The 17,428-nt window shown below is 69.1% G+C and carries 16 protein-coding genes and 1 tRNA gene; 10 read left to right on the top strand and 7 right to left on the bottom strand.

Annotation, left to right across the window (positions count from 1 at the left end; all coding sequences use genetic code 11):
• The first annotated feature begins 4 nt into the window (after nucleotides 1-4).
• Nucleotides 5-1,603 (top strand): copper resistance CopC/CopD family protein, encoded by a 1,599-nt coding sequence (locus tag IEY14_RS05615; RefSeq protein WP_188907183.1) that lies wholly within the window; start codon nucleotides 5-7, stop codon nucleotides 1,601-1,603.
• Between the two features lie 9 nt (nucleotides 1,604-1,612).
• Here IEY14_RS05615 and IEY14_RS05610 read toward each other — a convergent pair whose 3' ends face one another.
• A complete protein-coding gene (locus tag IEY14_RS05610) occupies nucleotides 1,613-2,068 on the bottom strand; it encodes a hypothetical protein (protein WP_188907182.1) in 456 nt (151 codons plus the stop codon).
• 130 nt (nucleotides 2,069-2,198) lie between these two features.
• On the opposite strand from IEY14_RS05610, the gene IEY14_RS05605 reads away from it, so the two are divergent.
• Nucleotides 2,199-3,029, top strand: a complete 831-nt coding sequence (locus IEY14_RS05605) for a TrmH family RNA methyltransferase (protein WP_244639300.1) — start codon at nucleotides 2,199-2,201, stop codon at nucleotides 3,027-3,029.
• On the opposite strand, the gene IEY14_RS05600 is transcribed toward IEY14_RS05605, so the two are convergent.
• Nucleotides 2,996-4,003, bottom strand: coding sequence for a coiled-coil domain-containing protein (locus tag IEY14_RS05600; protein WP_188907181.1), 1,008 nt, complete (start codon nucleotides 4,001-4,003; stop codon nucleotides 2,996-2,998). The two genes, IEY14_RS05605 and IEY14_RS05600, sit on opposite strands and share 34 nt — an antisense overlap.
• A 127-nt stretch (nucleotides 4,004-4,130) precedes the next feature.
• Nucleotides 4,131-4,700, bottom strand: coding sequence for a DUF1134 domain-containing protein (locus IEY14_RS05595; RefSeq protein ID WP_188907180.1), 570 nt, complete (start codon nucleotides 4,698-4,700; stop codon nucleotides 4,131-4,133).
• A 248-nt stretch (nucleotides 4,701-4,948) separates the two neighbouring features.
• Between IEY14_RS05595 and chpT the strand changes: the two genes are divergently transcribed.
• On the top strand, nucleotides 4,949-5,584 hold the full coding sequence (gene chpT / locus IEY14_RS05590) for a histidine phosphotransferase ChpT (RefSeq protein ID WP_188907179.1): 636 nt from the start codon (nucleotides 4,949-4,951) through the stop codon (nucleotides 5,582-5,584).
• Nucleotides 5,585-5,729: 145 nt separating this feature from the next.
• The gene (locus tag IEY14_RS05585) at nucleotides 5,730-6,107 is read left to right on the top strand and encodes a response regulator (RefSeq protein ID WP_188907178.1); all 378 of its coding nucleotides are present in this window, start codon (nucleotides 5,730-5,732) and stop codon (nucleotides 6,105-6,107) included.
• Nucleotides 6,108-6,318: 211 nt separating this feature from the next.
• Here the strand turns inward: IEY14_RS05585 and ctrA are convergent, their stop codons facing one another.
• Nucleotides 6,319-7,014 carry a response regulator transcription factor CtrA gene (gene ctrA / locus IEY14_RS05580; RefSeq protein WP_188907177.1) on the bottom strand — a complete coding sequence of 232 codons (696 nt, stop codon included), beginning with the start codon at nucleotides 7,012-7,014 and terminating at the stop codon, nucleotides 6,319-6,321.
• 361 nt (nucleotides 7,015-7,375) lie between these two features.
• Here ctrA and IEY14_RS05575 point away from each other — a divergent pair, with 361 nt between their 5' ends.
• A complete protein-coding gene (locus IEY14_RS05575; RefSeq protein WP_188907176.1) occupies nucleotides 7,376-7,732 on the top strand; it encodes a flagellar export protein FliJ in 357 nt (118 codons plus the stop codon).
• Between the two features lie 507 nt (nucleotides 7,733-8,239).
• Here IEY14_RS05575 and sciP read toward each other — a convergent pair.
• Nucleotides 8,240-8,530, bottom strand: a complete 291-nt coding sequence (sciP, locus tag IEY14_RS05570) for a CtrA inhibitor SciP (RefSeq protein ID WP_188907175.1) — start codon at nucleotides 8,528-8,530, stop codon at nucleotides 8,240-8,242.
• Nucleotides 8,531-8,785: 255 nt separating this feature from the next.
• On the opposite strand from sciP, the gene mnmA reads away from it, so the two are divergent.
• A complete protein-coding gene (gene mnmA / locus IEY14_RS05565) occupies nucleotides 8,786-9,970 on the top strand; it encodes a tRNA 2-thiouridine(34) synthase MnmA (protein WP_188907174.1) in 1,185 nt (394 codons plus the stop codon).
• On the opposite strand, the gene IEY14_RS05560 is transcribed toward mnmA, so the two are convergent.
• Entirely contained in the window at nucleotides 9,971-10,921 is a 951-nt protein-coding gene (locus IEY14_RS05560; RefSeq protein ID WP_188907173.1) for a Gfo/Idh/MocA family protein, read from the bottom strand.
• 168 nt (nucleotides 10,922-11,089) lie between these two features.
• Here IEY14_RS05560 and IEY14_RS05555 point away from each other — a divergent pair.
• Nucleotides 11,090-11,166: transfer RNA gene (locus tag IEY14_RS05555), tRNA-Met, on the top strand.
• A gap of 165 nt (nucleotides 11,167-11,331) precedes the next feature.
• Here IEY14_RS05555 and IEY14_RS05550 read toward each other — a convergent pair.
• Nucleotides 11,332-12,012 (bottom strand): TetR/AcrR family transcriptional regulator, encoded by a 681-nt coding sequence (locus IEY14_RS05550; RefSeq protein WP_188907172.1) that lies wholly within the window; start codon nucleotides 12,010-12,012, stop codon nucleotides 11,332-11,334.
• Nucleotides 12,013-12,151: 139 nt separating this feature from the next.
• Between IEY14_RS05550 and IEY14_RS05545 the strand changes: the two genes are divergently transcribed.
• Genes IEY14_RS05545 through IEY14_RS05535 form a run of 3 tightly spaced genes read left to right on the top strand, consistent with a single transcriptional unit; the run spans nucleotide 12,152 to nucleotide 17,366 of the window.
• On the top strand, nucleotides 12,152-13,240 hold the full coding sequence (locus IEY14_RS05545; protein WP_188907171.1) for an efflux RND transporter periplasmic adaptor subunit: 1,089 nt from the start codon (nucleotides 12,152-12,154) through the stop codon (nucleotides 13,238-13,240).
• Nucleotides 13,237-14,307: an efflux RND transporter periplasmic adaptor subunit gene (locus tag IEY14_RS05540; protein WP_188907170.1), complete on the top strand. Its 1,071-nt coding sequence runs from the start codon at nucleotides 13,237-13,239 to the stop codon at nucleotides 14,305-14,307. The genes IEY14_RS05545 and IEY14_RS05540 overlap by 4 nt, the downstream gene beginning before the upstream one ends.
• Nucleotides 14,304-17,366, top strand: coding sequence for an efflux RND transporter permease subunit (locus tag IEY14_RS05535; RefSeq protein ID WP_188907169.1), 3,063 nt, complete (start codon nucleotides 14,304-14,306; stop codon nucleotides 17,364-17,366). The genes IEY14_RS05540 and IEY14_RS05535 overlap by 4 nt, the downstream gene beginning before the upstream one ends.
• Nucleotides 17,367-17,428: the final 62 nt, after the last annotated feature.

Below are 17,428 nucleotides of genomic sequence, written 5' to 3'. Positions count from 1 at the left end.
ACGGATGCCTCGTATTCTCCAGCGCCTGTCGGCCCTGTTTCTGGCGCTCGTCCTTCTCGTCGTCGCCTTCTCCGCTCCGGCCTTCGCCCATGCGACGCTGATCGGCTCGGAACCGGCCGACGACGCCGTGGTGGAACAGGCGCCGGCGCGGCTGAGCTTGCGCTTTTCCGAGCCGGTGACGCCGCTCGTCCTACGCCTCGTCGCGCCGAACGGCGCGAGCACGGTGGTGCGGGCGGAAGAGGCGGATGGCGCGGTGCTCACCATCGCCGCGCCGCCCGCGATGGCGCGCGGCACGCATGCGCTGACCTATCGCATCGTCTCCGCCGACGGCCATCCCGTCGGCGGCACGCTGCTCTTCTCCATCGGCGCGTCGAGCGGGGCGCCCGGCCGGGCGCAGGGGCTCGACTGGCCGGTCACCGTCTTCGTCTTCGCCTCGCGACTGCTCCTCTATCTCGGCCTGTTCCTCGGGCTCGGCGGCCTGTCCTACGGGCTTTTCGTGCAGCCTCTCGCCGGCACGGCGCGTGGCATCGTGCGCGGCTTCCTCCTCACCGGCCTCGCCGCCGCGCCGCTTGCCCTCGCGGCGCAGGGGCTCGACGCGCTGGAAGCGCCGCTCGGCGACGTGCTGCGGCCGGCGATCTGGGCGACCGGCTATGAGACCGCCTTCGGCCGCACGGTGACGATCGCGATCCTCGCCTTCGGCCTCGGCCTTCTGGCGCTGCGCTGCAAGGATACGCGGCCCGGCGCGATCCTGGCGGGGCTCGCGCTGGCCGGCGCCGGCCTCGCGCTCGCCGCCGCCGGGCATGCCGCGACCGCGCCGCCGCAATGGCTGACGCGGCCGGCGGTCTTCCTGCATGGCGTGACGCTCGCCTTCTGGCTCGGCAGCCTGTTGCCGCTCGGCCTCGCGCTCCAGTCCGGTTCGGAAGCCGGGCGCGCGGCGCTGCGCCGCTTCTCCGACCGGATCGCGCCGGCTCTCGCCCTGCTCGTCGCCTCCGGCGCGCTGCTCGCCGTGGTGCAGGTTGAGAGCGTCGCGGCGCTCTGGACCACGGCCTATGGCTGGGTTCTCCTCGCCAAGCTGGCGCTCGTCGGGCTGCTTCTCCTCATCGCCGCCGCCAATCGCTGGAGCCTCACGGCCCCGGTTCTCGGCGGAGCCGACCGGGGGGCGGGCGAGCGCATGGTCGGCGCCATCGGCATGGAAGTGGCGCTGGTTCTCCTGATCCTCGCGCTGGTCGGCCTCTGGCGCTTCACGCCGCCGCCTCGGGCGCTCGCGGAAGCCGCCGCGCGGCCGGCGGTCGCCCATCTGACGACCGGCCGGCTTCAGGCGGATGTCACGGTGACGCCCGGCCAGGCCGGCCCGGTGACGCTGACCGCGACCCTGGCGACGATCGACTACGCGCCGGTCGATCCCGCCGCCGCGAGCATCACCTTCACCGCGCCGGAGCCGGGCGTCGCGCCGATCCGCCGACCGGCGGAGAAGCCCGGCGACGGCACCTTGCGGGCGACGGCCGACCTGCCGTCCGGCGGGCGCTGGACGATCGGCATCGAGATCGAGACGAGGGACGCGGGGCGCGAACGGGTCGAGGGCGTCATCGACATCCGGCCGTGACGGGCCGCTTCAGAGAACGCCGAGATCGCGGCAGTCGGTATAGATGTCGAGGGTCTTGGCATTGGCGTCGGCGAGGCGGTTCGGCTTGAAGCGCAGCACGCCGAACTGGTCGAAGCTGGCGCTGCCGTCGAAGAGCTTCATGCCGGTCGCCCAGGCATCCGGATTGCGCACGCTGACGAGCCCGCAGATGGCGAGGCTGCCATCCGCCTTCTGCCGCGCCGAGATCGGCCCGAATTCCAGCGTCCGCCCGTCGGTGAAGTTGGCGGAGAAATGCGTCTTGATGTCAGTGAGGTTCTGCGGCGTCAGGCGATAGGGCGTCGTCTGCACATGCGGATCGGTGACGCCGTAGCGAAACAGTTCGAAGCGCGAGAGCGTCATGCCCGACATGTCGATCGTCGGCACCTGCGGCGTGCAGGCCGAGAGCGCGCTGGCGCAGACGATAAGGGCGGCGTGACGACACTGCATGGCCCGACTCTCATCGCGGATTTGCCGCAGATGTAAAGAAACCTTGCGGGTGGCTCCGCACAAGAAGCATGAAACCGCGAAGCATGACGTGAAGCGATCCCGCATGAGGATCTAGGGCGAGGCGGCGGTTTTGGCAGAGTTGCTGCGGATCAGCGATCCGAACGATCCCCGGGTCGCGGTGTTTCGCGACATCCGCGAGCGCGATCTCGTGCGCGACGGCGGTTTCATCGCGGAAGGCACGGTCGTCGTCGACGGCCTCGTCCGCTCGCGCTTCTTCCGGCCGGAACGCCTCCTGGTGCTGGAGAACCGCGTCGCCGGCCTCGCCGATCTTCTCGCCGCCCTGCCGCCGGACGTGCCGGTGCTCGTCGCCGGGCGCAACGTGATCGACGCCGTCGCCGGCTTTCCGATGCATCGCGGCGTGCTGGCCCATGGCGTGGCGCGGGTGGCGAGACCGGGCGCGGAGGATCTCGCCACCCGCCTTGCCGGGCTGGCCGAAACGGGTGGGATCGTCGTCGTCGCGGTCGGCATCGCCAATCACGACAATATCGGCGCGATCTTCCGCAATGCCGCCGCCTTCGGCGCGGGGCTCGCGATCCTCGACGAGACCTCGTGCGATCCTTTGTACCGCAAGGCGCTGCGCGTCTCGGCCGGCGCCGTGCTGCATCTGCCCTTTCTGCGGGCGGAACCGCTGGCGGCGCTGGCCGCCCTCACGCAAGCCGGCTTCAGCGCCTTCGCGCTGTCGCCCTCCGGCGACCCGGATCTCGCGGCGCTCGACCGCGCGGGTCCGGCGGCGCTGTTTCTCGGCACCGAAGGCGAGGGGCTGCCCTTAGAGCTGATGGCGGCGATGCGCCGGCTGCGCATCGACATGGTGCCGGGCTTCGACAGCCTGAATGTCGCGACGAGCGCGGCGATCGCCCTGCAGCGGCTCTATTCGGCGCGCCGGACCGGGACTTCGGCCTGAACCGGCGCCTCGCGATCGGACGCGGCGGCGAGCCGGCGTGCCCGCGCCGCGAGATCGGGGACGGAGGATGCCTCGGAGCCGGGTGCCAGAAGCGGCGCCAGCGGCGAGGAGGGCCCTTCGCGCCGGGCGGTCGCGACGATGGCATGCGCCGCGATCTCGGCGAGGCGCTCGCCGGGGTCCATGCCGGCGGCGGCCGGGCCGAGCCCGATCTCGGGACGGGGCCGGGCAAGCGCGTCACCCAGCGGATCCTCGGCGCGCGGCGGCGGGCTGGGGGTGGAAACGGGAGTGCGTCCGGCGAGGCCGGGGATCGCGCCGGCCTTCAGTGGGCCGCCATGCGGCTTGCCCGGCGCGGTGCCCTTTTCCGCCTCGTGCCGAAGCAGGCGGATCAGCGTGTCTTTCTCCAGGCTGGCCCGTTCCAGGGCGCGCAGCGAGTCCTCCAGGCGCTCGATGCGCGTTTCGGCCGCCACCAGCTCCACCTTGCGCTCTTCGGCGAGATCGGAGGTCTCGCGAAAGCGCAGCGCCAGCGCCTCCAGTTCTTCCGCCTGGAGCGCGCCGTCGCGCCGCGCCTCGTCGAGGCCGGCGGCGAGATCGCGCTCCTGGCCTTCCAGCGCGAAGAAGGTCTGGCGCAGCTTGTCGCGCTCGGCGACATAGCCCGCCATCTCGGCCTGGAGCTCGCGCAGCGTCCGCGAGCGATCGGCGATCTCGGTGCGGGCCGAGCCGAGCTCGGCGAGCGCCCGCGCCATTCTGTCGCGCATCTCGGCGATGCCGATCTCGGCCTGGCGCACCTTCAACGCGGCTTCGGCGCGCACGAAGTCGAATTCGGCGCGGATCTCGTTGGCGCTGGCCGGCATCGTCGCCTCGAATTCGCGGCGGGCGAAGCTGCGGGACTTGCGCCAGAGCACGGGCGCGAAGAGCAGCGCCAGAAGCAGCGCCAGAAGGAAGCCGAGCAGAAAGGTGAGGGCGGTCGCGATCATCAACGTCCTTCGATGGCCTCTAGCGTTCCGACCACGGCAATGCGGCGATAGCACGGGGCACCCCCCGCGCGAAACGCGCCTGGCCGGCCGGACTCGCCTTGGCTCGATCGAAGCGGAAGCCGTGCGATCAGAACGGGTTCCAGGTCGGCATCGGCGTCAGCTTCAGATAGCCGATATTGATGCCGAGGCGGGCGCCGAGCCCGGTCTTCACCGGCACGATCATGACGTCGTCGCGCTTCAGCACCGTCATGCCGACGCCGCCGACGAGATAGGCGCTGCCGCTGACGCCGCCGAAGCGGCCATAGATGCCGTCCACCGAGGGCAGATTGTAGACCAGCATCATGGTGCGGGCGCCGTCGCCGCCGATATCGAGGCCGAGCGAGGGGCCCTGCCAGAAGATGCGGTGGTCGCCGGCATTCTTGGTGAAGAGCGTGCCCTCGCCGAAGCGCAACCCGCCGAGAAAGGCGCCGGCGCCTTCCTCGCCGAGGATATAGCCGTTGGGCAGGCCGTATTTCTGGAAGGCATTCTCGATGACGCTGGCGAGACCGCCGGAGGTCGCGCCGAAGAAGCGGTGGCCTTCGTTGACGATCTCGCCCATCGAATAGCCGTTCTGCTGCTCCTGGGCGGCGGCGGGCAGGGCGGAAAGCGAGAGGGCGGCGAGCGCGCCGCCGATGACGCTGCGACGGGAGATGGGCATGCTGTCGGATCCTTTCGGCAGGGGCGGCACGCGGACGCGGCGAGCCCCGCATCCTGCGGCCGAACCGCAACATTCCCGCTATTTGATCATGGCATGGTTGCCGAAAGCCTAACGGAGCCGGCATTCCCGGCGGCAGGGCGCGATTGACGGCGCTCGACGCCCGAATCATTCTCGCGACGAGGGCGGGCGGCCGATCGCGGGCAGGGGCCCGTTCGCCGCTCCGGGGAAGCTAGAGGAATCAAGCACTCATGGAACTGCCTCCAGTCTCCGCGCCGGATCTCGCGGCCCTTCTCGCGAGCCGGCTGTGCCACGACATCATCTCGCCGGTCGGGGCGGTGCAGAGCGGGCTGGAGCTTCTCGACGAGATGCCGAACGACCCCGAGTCGATGGCGCTGGTGCGCAATTCGACAAAGAGCGCGGTCGCCAAGCTGCAATTCGCCCGCATCGCCTATGGCGCTTCCGGCTCGCCGACGGCCGAGATCGATCTCGGCGACGCGCGTTCCGTCGCCGAAGGCTTCATGAATTTCGAGCGGGCCAATCTCGTCTGGTCCGGCGAGCGCGCCTATGTGCCGAAGAACGTCGCCAAGCTGATCCTCAACCTCCTCGTCGTCGCCAATGCCTCGGTGCCGCGCGGGCGGGAGGTGAAGATCGAGATCGAGGAGCTCGGCGCCTCGCCGCGCATCACCATCACCGCGACCGGCGCGCCGCTGCGCGTGCCGCTGAAGTTCCGCACGCTGCTGGCCGGCGAACCGCTCGCCGACCTGATCGACGCCCATGCCGTGCAGCCCTATTACACGCTGCTCCTCGCGCAGGAGGCGAAGCTGAAGGTGGAACTGACCTCCGAAGGCGAGACGGCGGTGTTCAAGGTCAGCTCTGCGGCTTGAGCCGCGCGGCCGTCCCCACTGGCGGGGCGGCCTTCACTCGATATTTCCCATTTCGCTGAACGAAGGCGCAATCGCGCTCGGCTAGGCTTCGCCGATGATGGACGGGTCGGCGGAAGGCGCCGGCGCCGAGCGGTGGAGCGGCGAAATGCGCATATGCCTCGTGATCGACGATTCCAGCGTCGTGCGGAAGGTGGCGAGCCGGATCCTGTCGAGCTTCGGCTTCACGATGGTCGAGGCGGCGACCGGGGCGGAAGGGCTCGTGGTTGCCGGCGAGGCGGGGCCTGCCCTCGTTCTCGTCGCCGCCAATCTGTCCGACATGCCGGGCGAGGATTTCGTGCGCAAGTTCCGCGCCCTGCCGGCCCATGGCGATGCGCCGGTCGTCGGCTTGCTGGTGGAAAGCAATCTCGGCCAGATGACGCGGCTGAAGCGGGCCGGGGCAAGCGCCTTCGTGCTGAAACCCTTCGACCGCGCCTCGCTGTCGATGCGGCTCCAGCCCTATCTGAGCCTGCCCGCCGCCGCCTGATCGCGGCGCGCCGTCGCGCTATCGCTGTCCGTCCGCCGCTCTGAGGAACTCGGCTAGGCTGACGACGGAACCTCGAAGATCGAAGAGCAAACGGAACGAGGGGCTGCGCTCCCGCCTGCGGATCGGCAGCGCATCACGGTATCGTATCCCATAAAGACGAAGCCCGCCGGGGTCGCCGGCGGGCTTCGTCCTGTCATCGAATCTGGAAGGATCAGGCGGCGCGGGTGTCGGCGTCCGGCTCGCGCAGCACATAGCCGCGACCCCAGACCGTCTCGATATAGTTCTTGCCGTCCGTGGCATTGGCGAGCTTCTTGCGCAGCTTGCAGATGAAGACGTCGATGATCTTCAGTTCCGGCTCGTCCATGCCGCCATAGAGATGGTTGAGGAACATCTCCTTGGTCAGCGTCGTGCCCTTGCGCAGCGACAGGAGCTCCAGCATGGCATATTCCTTGCCGGTCAGATGCACGCGCTGGCCGTTCACCTCCACCGTCTTCGCATCGAGATTGACCGTCAGCTCGCCGGTGACGATCACCGACTGCGCATGGCCCTTCGAGCGGCGGACGATGGCGTGGATGCGGGCGACGAGCTCGTCCTTGTGGAAGGGCTTCGTCATGTAGTCGTCGGCGCCGAAGCCGAGACCGCGCACCTTGTCCTCGATGCCGGCCATGCCGGAGAGGATGAGGATCGGCGTCTTGACCTTCGACAGGCGCAGCGTCCGCAGCACCTCGTAGCCGGACATGTCCGGCAGGTTGAGATCCAGAAGAATGATGTCGTAGTCGTAGAGCTTGCCGAGGTCGACGCCTTCCTCGCCCAGATCGGTCGTGTAGACGTTGAAGCTTTCGGACTTCAACATCAACTCGATGCTTTGCGCGACCGCGCTGTCATCCTCGATCAAAAGAACGCGCATCAGGTGTTCCTCTCCGTGGGATGCGCGCACCGAGCGAATGCGGCGCTTTTCCCATCGTCATCGTGTCCGTTCGTGAAATCTGACATGCAATGGTTAACAATTCTCCAGCCGGTCCGTCGAAATCGTCGGGGACGATGTTCGCCGGACCAAGGGCCGCGTCCATCCTTGCCCCGCCGCCTGCGCCCGAATGGCGCAATCGTCGGATTGGCTTGGATTTACCCGGCCTTAAGCCCTCGCTCCTATGATTAATGTCGCGCGTAAACGGACGGTTAAAGCTACTGCGCGGGCCTTGCCCGAAACCCTCCATGCGCTGCCGTGCATGACGCCGGCATTGGCCGAGGATGGAACGGGAAAGGGCACCATGAAGAGGGACAATCTCGTACGACTGGCGCGATTCAAGGTCAGCGAAAAGCGGCGACAGGTGGAGCAGCTCGAACTGATGATGGCCGAATTCGCGCGCATGGCGGGCGAGCTGGACCAGCAGATCCAGAACGAGGAGAAGCGCGCCGGGATCACCGACGTGACGCATTTCGCCTATCCCACCTTCGCGAAGGCGGCGCGGGGACGGCGCGACAATCTGACCAATTCCGTCAAGGATCTCCGGGTCCAGCTGAATGCCGCCAAGCTCTCCCAGGAGGAAGCGGAGAACGAACTCGCCAATGCCGAGAAGCTCGGCCAGCGCGACGAGATGGTGGAGGAGCGCCGCGCCTCGGCCTGAGGCGGCGCCATCGAGCCATGCAGCACCCGGCGGCGGAGCCGCCGGAAGACGAAGCCCGGTTCCGATCCGGGCGCCGCGGTCCCGAACGGGGAGGGGCCGTCGAAGGATTTGGCGCTCCGCGCGCTGCGGCGCCGACGATCCGCGATCGATGATGGGCCGCGCTCCACTTCTCAATCATGCCGATCGTGTGCCGCGTCCCTTCGTAAAGGAAGCCGCCGGAAAGGCCGGGAGCCCATCGCGCCGTTTGGCGGCGTCGGCGGAGACCGCCCGGCCCGCCGCGTCCGATCGCCATGCGGCGATCGCCCCGTCCCTCCGATTTCCATAGCCGCCGATCGAAACGCCGCATGGTTTCTGCGAGGTGCCGGTGCGGCTGTCGCTTCGCCAAACGACGGATTCGCGCAAGCCTCGTCGTCTAGCAAGGCGGAGCGGCGGGTCCGGCTTGCGGGCGCCACAAACAAAAAAGGCCGGCGCGATGCCGGCCCATTCTCGTTTCTCGAAGGGGATCGATCAGTGGAGATCGATCTTCTTGCGATATTCCTGGATCTGCGTCGTGCGGAGGCCGGCCAGTCCATGGCTGTCGATCGACGACTGCCAGGACAGGAACTCCTCCACGGTGAGCGTGTAGCGCGAACAGGCCTCGTCGAGGCTGAGAAGCCCCCCGCGCACGGCCGCCACCACTTCCGCCTTGCGCCGGATGACCCAGCGGCGGGTGTTGGGCGGGGGCAGATCCGCGATCGTCAGCGGGCTTCCATCCGGCCCGATGACGTATTTCACGCGGGGTCTGATCTGATCGGTCATTGTACTCTCGACAAAACTCACAGTACCAATCTTGCCACGAGCCTAGAGGGGCGCTTTTAAAATTCGGCTAAACCCCCTGTAATAATTCGATAAGACTCCCAGTCGGCGCGATGGGTTTTTCTTAAAGATTCCGGTCGCCTGCTTCCCGGCGCGGCGCCCCGTCTGCAAGCCGCGGACGTGATTTGGCTTTTCCGCCGGGCCTCGCTACATGGAGGCTCCCGATCGGTCCCCGAGCCGCGCTGTCGGATGCAAGGAATGCTGAACTCTCTCGATCTGCCCAAGGCGCCGGCCCATTGCCGCGTCGTTGTCGCGATGTCCGGCGGCGTCGACTCGTCCGTGACCGCCGCCCTTCTCAAGGCGGAGGGCTACGATGTCGTCGGCATGACGCTGCAACTCTATGATTCCGGTGCGGTTCCGCGTCGGGCCGGGGCCTGCTGCGCCGGCCAGGACATTCGCGACGCCCGCCGCGTCGCCGAGACGCTCGGCATTCCGCATTACGTTCTCGACTACGAGGAGGCGTTCCGGCGCTCGGTCATCGATCCCTTCGCGGCGAGCTATGTCGCGGGCGAGACGCCCGTGCCCTGTATCGCCTGCAATCAGACGGTGAAGTTCCGCGATCTCCTGGCGCTCGCCCGCGAGCTTGGCGCGGACGCGCTCGCCACGGGCCATTATATCGATAGCCGGCTGGTCGATGCCGGGACCGGCCGGCGCGCGCTGTTCCGCCCGCAGGATCTCGACCGCGACCAGAGCTACTTCCTTTTCGCCACGACCCAGGCGCAGATCGACTTCCTGCGCTTTCCGCTCGGCCGGCTGACGAAGCCCGAAACGCGGCGCCTCGCCGAGCGGCACGGCCTTTCCGTCGCCGACAAGCCGGACAGCCAGGACATCTGCTTCGTCTCGCGCGGCCGCTATAGCGACGTGATCCAGAAGCTGCGCCCCGATGCCGGGCTCCCCGGCGACATCGTGCATCTCGACGGACGGGTGCTCGGCCGGCACGAGGGCATCGTGCACTTCACCATCGGCCAGCGGCGCGGCCTGCGCCTTGCCTCGCCGGAGCCGCTCTATGTCGTGGCGATCGATGCGGGCGCGGCGCGCGTCACGGTCGGGCCGCGCAGCGCGCTGGCGACGCGGCGGCTGCAATTGCGCGACGTGAACTGGCTCGGCGACCTGGCCTTTCTCGAAGGAGCCTCGGCGCGCGACGTCTTCGCCCGGGTGCGCTCCACCCGGCCGCCGGCCCCGGCCCGTGTCCTGCGCGACGCGGATGGTATCGTGACGCTGGAACTCGCCGCGACCGAAGAGGGCGTCTCGCCCGGCCAGGCAGCGGTTCTCTATGATGGCGAGGGCGTCGGCGCGACGGTTCTCGGCGGCGGCACGATCGCGCGGTCCTTTCCGCCGGCGCTGGAGCCCGCCCGGGACGCATCGCTCCTCGCCGCGCTCTGATCAGCGCGGCGGCGAGGCGAGGGCGAGGATGCGCACCGTCTCCACCGCTTCGGCCGCGCCGGTTTCCGGCTCGCTCCGCGTCTCGATGCAGCGGATGAAGTGCCGCAGCTCGCGGTCGAGCGGCAGCCCGGGCTCGGTCTCGATATAGTCGGGATCGGCCATACGGAAGGCGAAGCCGCCTTCCGCCTGCCGCCGCACCTCGTGGCGATAACAGGCGAGCTTCTGGCCTTCCGGCGCGAGATCGTCGAAGACGAGCATGCCCTCGTCGCCGATGGCCGAGAAGCGGCGGTCGCGATAGGGCGAGGCCCGCGACACGTGGATCTCCGCGCCGACCCTGCCCGGAAAGGCGAGGGTGATGTCGGCGATGTCCGTGTCGTCGGAAAGGACGGTGCGGCGCGTCGCCTCGATGCGTTCCGGCATGGCGCCGGCGATCTTGAGGACGAGCGACAGATCGTGCGGCGCGAGATCCCACACGGCATCCATGCCGAGAAAGCGGCCGAGCCCCTGGCGCATCGCGACGATATGGCGGAGCCGGCCGATCCGCCCTTCCGCGACCAGCGCGGCGAAGCGCTGGAAGACCGGATGATAGCGCAGGACATGGCCGACCATCAGAAGGCGCCCGGCCGCCCGCGCGGCCTCGGCGCTCGCCCTGGCGTCGGCGGGATCGAGAGCGATCGGCTTCTCGATCAGCACGTCCTTGCCGGCGGCGAAGGCCTGGCGCGCCACGGGCCCGTGGAGCACCGCCGGCAGGGCGAGGACGAGCGCGTCGATCGTCGGGTCGGCGATCGCCGCGTCCGGCGTCAGCGCCGGCACGCCGAAGCGCTCGGCGAAGCTCGCGGCCTTCGTCGCGTCGCGATCGGCGACGGCGGCGAGGGCGCCGATCTCCGCGAGCGTGCGCACATGGTTCTGGCCCCACTGGCCGCATCCGATCACCGCGATCCGCACCGCCATGCCCATCTCCTTCGCTCTTGCCGCGAGGGGATAGAGAAATTGGTTTCGGCGCTCAAGGCGCGAAAGGATGAGGGCGCGGCACGGCGCGACGATCCCCGCACAGGCCGCTTGACAGGCGCGGCGGCGGGAACCTATATCGCGCCATCCGACGCTTCGGCGACGAAGGTTGGCGGGGTAGCTCAGTTGGTTAGAGCAGCGGAATCATAATCCGCGTGTCGGGGGTTCAAGTCCCTCTCCCGCTACCAACCAACCCCATGATCCGTATATTTTTCCTGCAATCGCGCCAGCGACTTGATCGGCGGTTTTTGTCAAACTTCGGAAGGTTTGACTACTTTCGCTCGACGACCGCTCGCCTCTTTTGTGAATGACGCGATGGTGGCCGAGTTTATTCTCGATCGGCCTGCATCCTATCACGCGGAATGATCAGGCGAGGGCGCGAAGAGGGTCGGGCGCAGCATCGCGAAGAGGCGGTCGATGCGCTCGGCGATGGCGGCGGGCGTCGGCGGCGGGGCCCGGCCGATCAGGCTGAGAATCGCCGCATCGCCGATCACCGCGCCGAGCAGGAAGCTGCCGAGATCCGCATCCGCCTGCGGCGCCAGGAGGCCGCGCCGCTTCAGGATCATCACGGCTTCCGACAGGATCGCCTTCGCGCCGCCCATCCCCTTCTCGTGCAGGCCGAGGGCGAGCTCGGGCGCGGCCTGCGTTTCGGCGATCACGAGCCGCGCGAGGGCGATCTGCCGGGGATGCAGCAGGATTTCCGTCAGGTCCTGCAGCGCCTTGCGCAGGAAGGCCTCGCCATCCTCCCGTCCCGCCTCCTCGCCGAGATCGAGGGCCGGCATCGCGCCGAGCGCGGCGGCGACCAGCTCGGTGAAGAGCCGCTCCTTCGTCTCGAACGCTTGGTAGACGGTCTTCTTCGACATGCCGCAGCCCTTGGCGACATCGTCCATCCGCGCGGCGGCATAGCCCCGCGCCACGAAGACCTCGCCGGCGGCTTCGAGAATGCGTTGCCGCCGCTCGCCCTCGCTCAAAGTCGGAGGACGACCGGGCCGGCGCGAGAGGGGGCAGAAGGGAAACAGCCGATCGGAAGACATCTTGACAATTGGAAACCGATGAGTTTCCTCCGTCAATAGGGAAACTCGTCGGTTTCCGTAGTCGTGAACCCCTATGGCATGCGCCGTGGCTTTTCGGCCATGAGCCGTGCGTCGATACGGGACGGGAAGGCGGTCGGTCGTGCAGAAGCGAAGTCGAATCGCAGCGCTCGGCATTTCGGCTCTGGGTCTCGCCGTGGCGGGATGCCAGGGCGAGACGGCGCCGCCCGTGCCCCCGGCGCCCGCCATTGCCTTCGTGGCGGCGCAGCCCGTCACCCTGCCGCAAGCGGTGACGCTGACCGGCACGATCGCGGCGCGGGCGGAAAACAACGTCTCCTTCCGCACCAGCGGGCAGATCGTCGAGCGCTTCGTCGATACCGGCGACCATGTGACGAAGGGGCAGGTGCTGGCGCGGCTCGACGCGCGGGTGCAGGCGGCCGATGCCGAATCGGCGAAGGCGGGGCTGGCATCGGCGGAAGCGCAGGCGAAGCAGGCGGCGGCGGCCTTCGCGCGGGCCCAGAGCCTGTTCGGCCAGGGCTTCACCACACGGCGGGAATTCGATCAGGCCGATCAGGCGCAGAAGGTGGCGGCGGCGGAGGTCGAGGCGGCGAAGGCACGTCTCGCCAGCGCGCTGGAGACGCTGTCCTTCACCGAGCTGCGGGCGGATGCGGACGGGCTCGTCACCGCGCGCGATCTCGATGTCGGCGAAACGGCGCAGGCCGCCGCGACCGTCTTCACCATCGCCTGGGACGGACCGCGCGACGCGCTTTTCGACATCTACGAGGCGCTTCTGATCCAAGGGCACGAGCCGCCGGCCGTGACGGTCGCGCTCCTGGCCGATCCCTCGGTCACGACGACGGGCCGGATCCGGCAGATCGCGCCCAGCGTCGATCCGAAGACCGGCACCGTCCGCGTCAAGGTCGGACTGGAGAGCGTGCCGGCGGCGATGACGCTCGGCGCGACGGTGAGCGGCACCGGCACCTTGCCCTCGCGGCCCGTCTTCGTGCTGCCGCCCGCGGCGCTGACGGCGGAAAAGGGCGAAGCGGCCGTCTGGCTGTTCGATCCCGCCAGCGCCACCGTCGCCGCGCGGCCGGTGCGCGTCGCCGCCTATCGCACGGACGCGGTGATTCTCGACGAGGGATTGCAGGCCGGCGACCGTGTCGTGACGGAGGGGACGAAGCTTCTGCGGCCCGGCCAGACGGTCCGCGCCACGGAGGTCGCGGCCCGATGACCCGCCTGTTCCCGATCTGCGGCCTCGCCCTCGTGCTGGCCGGCTGCCAGGGGGAGGCGCCGAAGGCGGAAGCCCCGGTCGTCCGCCCGGTGAAGTCGACCGTCGTGAAGCCCTTCGCCGACGAGGCGCCCGTCTTCGCCGGAACCGTCGAATCGCAGGTGCGCACCGATTACAGCTTCCAGATCCTCGGCCGGATGGTCAGCCGCGACGTCGATATCGGCGACGCCGTGACCAAGGGCCAGATGCTCGCCTCGCTGGAGGCGACCGTGCTCCAGCAGAGCGTCGACGCGGCCGAGGCTTCCGTCGCCAGCGCCAAGGCGACGCTGGCGAATGCCACCGGCGTCGCCGAGCGGCAGCGGGCGCTCCGCCAGTCGAACACGGCGACGCAGGCCGATGTCGACAATGCCGAACAGGCGCTCGAAGCCGCCCGCTCGGCCGAGATCCAGGCCGAGGCGGCGCTGGCCAAGGCGCGGGAGCAGCTCGGCTATGCCCGGCTGACGGCGGGCTTCGACGGCATCGTCACGGCGGTCGCGGCGGAAGCCGGCCAGGTCGTCGCGGCGGGCCAGACGGTGCTGACCGTCGCCCGGCCGGACCTGCGCGACGCGGTCGTCGACCTGCCGGACTGGATGGCGAGCACGCTGTCCACCGGCATGCCGCTGCCCGTCGCCCTGCAGCTCGATGCCGCCGCGACGGCCGAGGGCCGCGTGCGCGAGATCGCGCCGCTGGCCGATCCGGTGACGCGCTCGCGCCGAGTGCGGATCGCGCTGAAGGCGCCGCCGCCGGGCTTCCGCCTCGGCTCGATCGTCACCGTCGCCCTGCCGGGCGGCGAGGCGAGCTCGCTCGCCCTGCCGGACAGCGCGGTGCTGCGCCGGAACGGCGCGACCATGGTCTGGGTCGTCGCGCCCACGGGCGACCGCGTCGCCACCCGGCCGGTGTCGCTGGAAGCGGCGGCGGACGGGCGCTGGCTCGTGCGCGACGGGCTGAAGGAAGGCGAGCGGGTGGTGACGGCCGGCGTCAACAGCCTGACCGAGGGCCAGAGCGTGAAGCTGCAAGAGGGCGTGCGATGAAGCGCTTCAACCTGTCCGAATGGGCGCTGAACCATCGCTCGCTGCTCTGGTACTTCATGCTGGTCTTCTCGCTGGCCGGCCTGTTCTCCTATCTCAATCTGGGGCGCGAGGAGGACCCGAACTTCACCATCAAGACGATGATCATCACGGCGACCTGGCCGGGCGCCACGGTGGACGAGACGATCGGCCAGGTCACCGAGCGGATCGAGAAGAAGCTCGAGGAACTGCCGCAGCTCGACTATACCAGGAGCATGACGAGCGCCGGCCGCACGACGATCTTCGTCAACCTGCGCGACACGACGCGCGGGCCGGAGGTGGCGGCCACCTGGCTGCGGGTGCGCAATCTCGTCGGCGACATTCGCGGCGACCTGCCGAGCGGCGTGCAGGGGCCGTTCTTCAACGACGATTTCGGCGATGTCTACGGCAATATCTATGCCTTCACCTCCGACGGCTTCTCGCGGCGGGAGCTGCGCGACGCCGTCGAGGACACGCGTTCGAAGATCCTGACGGTGCCGAATGTCGGCAAGGTCGACATCATCGGCGCCGAGGACGAGGTGATCTTCCTCGAGTTCTCGCCGCGCCGGCTCGCCGCCTACGGCATCAGCCAGCAGAGCGTGGTCGAGACCCTCCAGGCGCAGAACGCGGTGACGCCGTCCGGCGTGATCCAGGCCGGGCCCGAACGGGTGAGCGTGCGCGTCGGCGGCCAGTTCGCCTCCGAGGACAGTTTGCGCAGCCTCAACCTGCGCGTCAACGACCGCTTCTTCCGCCTGTCGGACGTCGCCGAGATCCATCGCGGCTATGCCGATCCGCCCTCGGCGCTCTTCCGCTACAATGGCGAGGCGGCGATCGGCCTCGCGGTCGGCATGAAGGCCGGCGCGAACCTTCTCGCCTTCGGCGAGGCGCTCGATCACGAGATGACGAAGATCGAGGGCGAACTGCCGGTCGGCATCGGCGTCCATCTCGTCTCCAACCAGCCGCAGGTGGTGGAGGAGGCGGTCTCGGGCTTCACGCGCGCGCTGTTCGAGGCGGTGGTGATCGTGCTCGCCGTCAGCTTCGTCAGCCTCGGCCTGCGCGCCGGGCTGGTCGTCGCCGTCGCGATCCCGCTCGTCCTCGCCATGACCTTCGTCGTGATGGAATATGCCGGCATCTCGCTGCAGCGCATCTCGCTCGGCGCGCTCATCATCGCGCTCGGCCTGCTCGTCGACGACGCGATGATCGCGGTGGAGATGATGGTGGCGCGGCTGGAGGCGGGCGACACGCTGCGCAGCGCCGCGACCTATGTCTATACGTCCACCGCCTTTCCGATGCTGACCGGCACGCTCGTCACCGTGGCGGGCTTCATTCCCGTCGGTCTCAACAGCAGCAATGCCGGCGAGTTCACCTTCACGCTCTTCGTCGTGATCGCGACGGCGCTGATCCTGTCCTGGATCGTCGCCGTCCTGTTCACCCCGCTTCTCGGCGTCCTGATCCTGCCGAAGGCGATGAAGCAGCATCACGGGGCGAAGGGCCGCTTCGGCCGGCTGTTCTCGGCGGTGCTCCGCGTCGCGATGCGTTGGCGCTGGGTGACGATCGCCGTGACGCTCGCCGTTTTCGGCGCCTCCGTCTATGGCATGCAGTTCGTCCAGCAGCAGTTCTTCCCGTCCTCGGACCGCCTGGAACTGATCGTCGACTGGAACCTGCCGCAGAACGCGTCCATCGCCGAGACATCGGCCGAGATCGCGCGCTTCGAGAAGGAACAGCTCGCCGGCAATGACGGGATCGAGCGCTGGTCGAGCTATGTCGGGCAGGGCGCCGTGCGCTTCGTCCTGTCCTACGACGTGCAGCCGCCGAGCCCGGCCTTCGGCCAGACGGTGATCGTGACGAAGAGCATCGAGGCGCGGAACCGCCTGAAGGGCGAGTTCGCCGCCTATCTGAAGCGCACCTTCCCCAATACCGACGCCTATGTGAAGCTGCTCGACATCGGCCCGCCGGTCGGCCGGCCCGTCGCCTATCGGATCAGCGGCCCGGACATCGGCACGGTGCGGGCGCTCGCCCTGAAGTTCGGCAATGTCATGGCGACCGATCCCCGCCTCGGCGAGGTCGCCTTCGACTGGAACGAGCCGGCGCGCGTCGTGAAGATCGACGTGATGCAGGATCGCGCCCGCCAGCTCGGCATCTCGTCGGAGACCATCGCCTCGACGCTGAACGGCATCGTCGGCGGCACGACGGTGACCCAGGTGCGCGACGACATCTATCTCGTCGACATCATCGGCCGCGCCGTCCAGGCCGAGCGCGGCTCGATCGAGGCCCTGCGCGACCTGCAGCTGCCGACGGGCAGCGGCCAGTCCGTGCCGCTCGCGGCGGTGGCGAGTTTCCGTTACGACGTGGAGCAGCCGATCGTCTGGACGCGCTCGCGCGTGCCGACCGTGACCGTCAGCGCCGCCGTCTCGGGCACCGTGCAGCCGGCGACGGTGGTGCAGCAGCTGGCGCCGCGGGTGGCGGAATTCACGCGCGATCTGCGCGCCGGCTACCGCGTCGCGACGGCGGGCGCCGTGGAGGAGAGCGAGAAGAGCCAGGGGCCGATCGCCGCCGTGGTGCCGTTGATGCTCTTCGTCATGGCGACGATCCTGATGGTCCAGCTTCAGAGCTTCAGCCGGCTGATCCTCGTCTTCGCCGTCGCGCCGCTCGCCATCATCGGCGTCGTCGCGGCGCTGCTGCCGAGCGGCGCGCCGATGGGCTTCGTCGCGATCCTCGGCATTCTGGCGCTGATCGGCATCCTGATCCGCAATTCGGTGATCCTGGTCGACCAGATCGAGACCCTGAGGCGCGAGGGCGTCGAGGCCTTCGATGCCGTGATCGAGGCGACCGAGCACCGCATGCGCCCGATCCTCCTGACGGCGGCGGCGGCGAGCCTCGCCCTCATCCCGATCTCGCGGGAGATCTTCTGGGGCCCGATGGCCTATGCGATGATGGGCGGCATCATCGTCGGCACCGTTCTGACGCTGCTCTTCCTGCCGGCGCTCTATGTCGCCTGGTTCCGCATCAAGGCGCCGGCGCGGGGAAAGGTCGCCGCGACCTGACGGGCAGGCGCCGAAAGCGCTGGCGTCGGACGGGCAAATCGCCCTATCGATGCCGGACCGGC

The organism is Aureimonas endophytica (assembly GCF_014642635.1).
GTDB lineage: Bacteria > Pseudomonadota > Alphaproteobacteria > Rhizobiales > Rhizobiaceae > Plantimonas > Plantimonas endophytica.
This window is presented reverse-complemented; position numbering and strand designations above follow the sequence as displayed.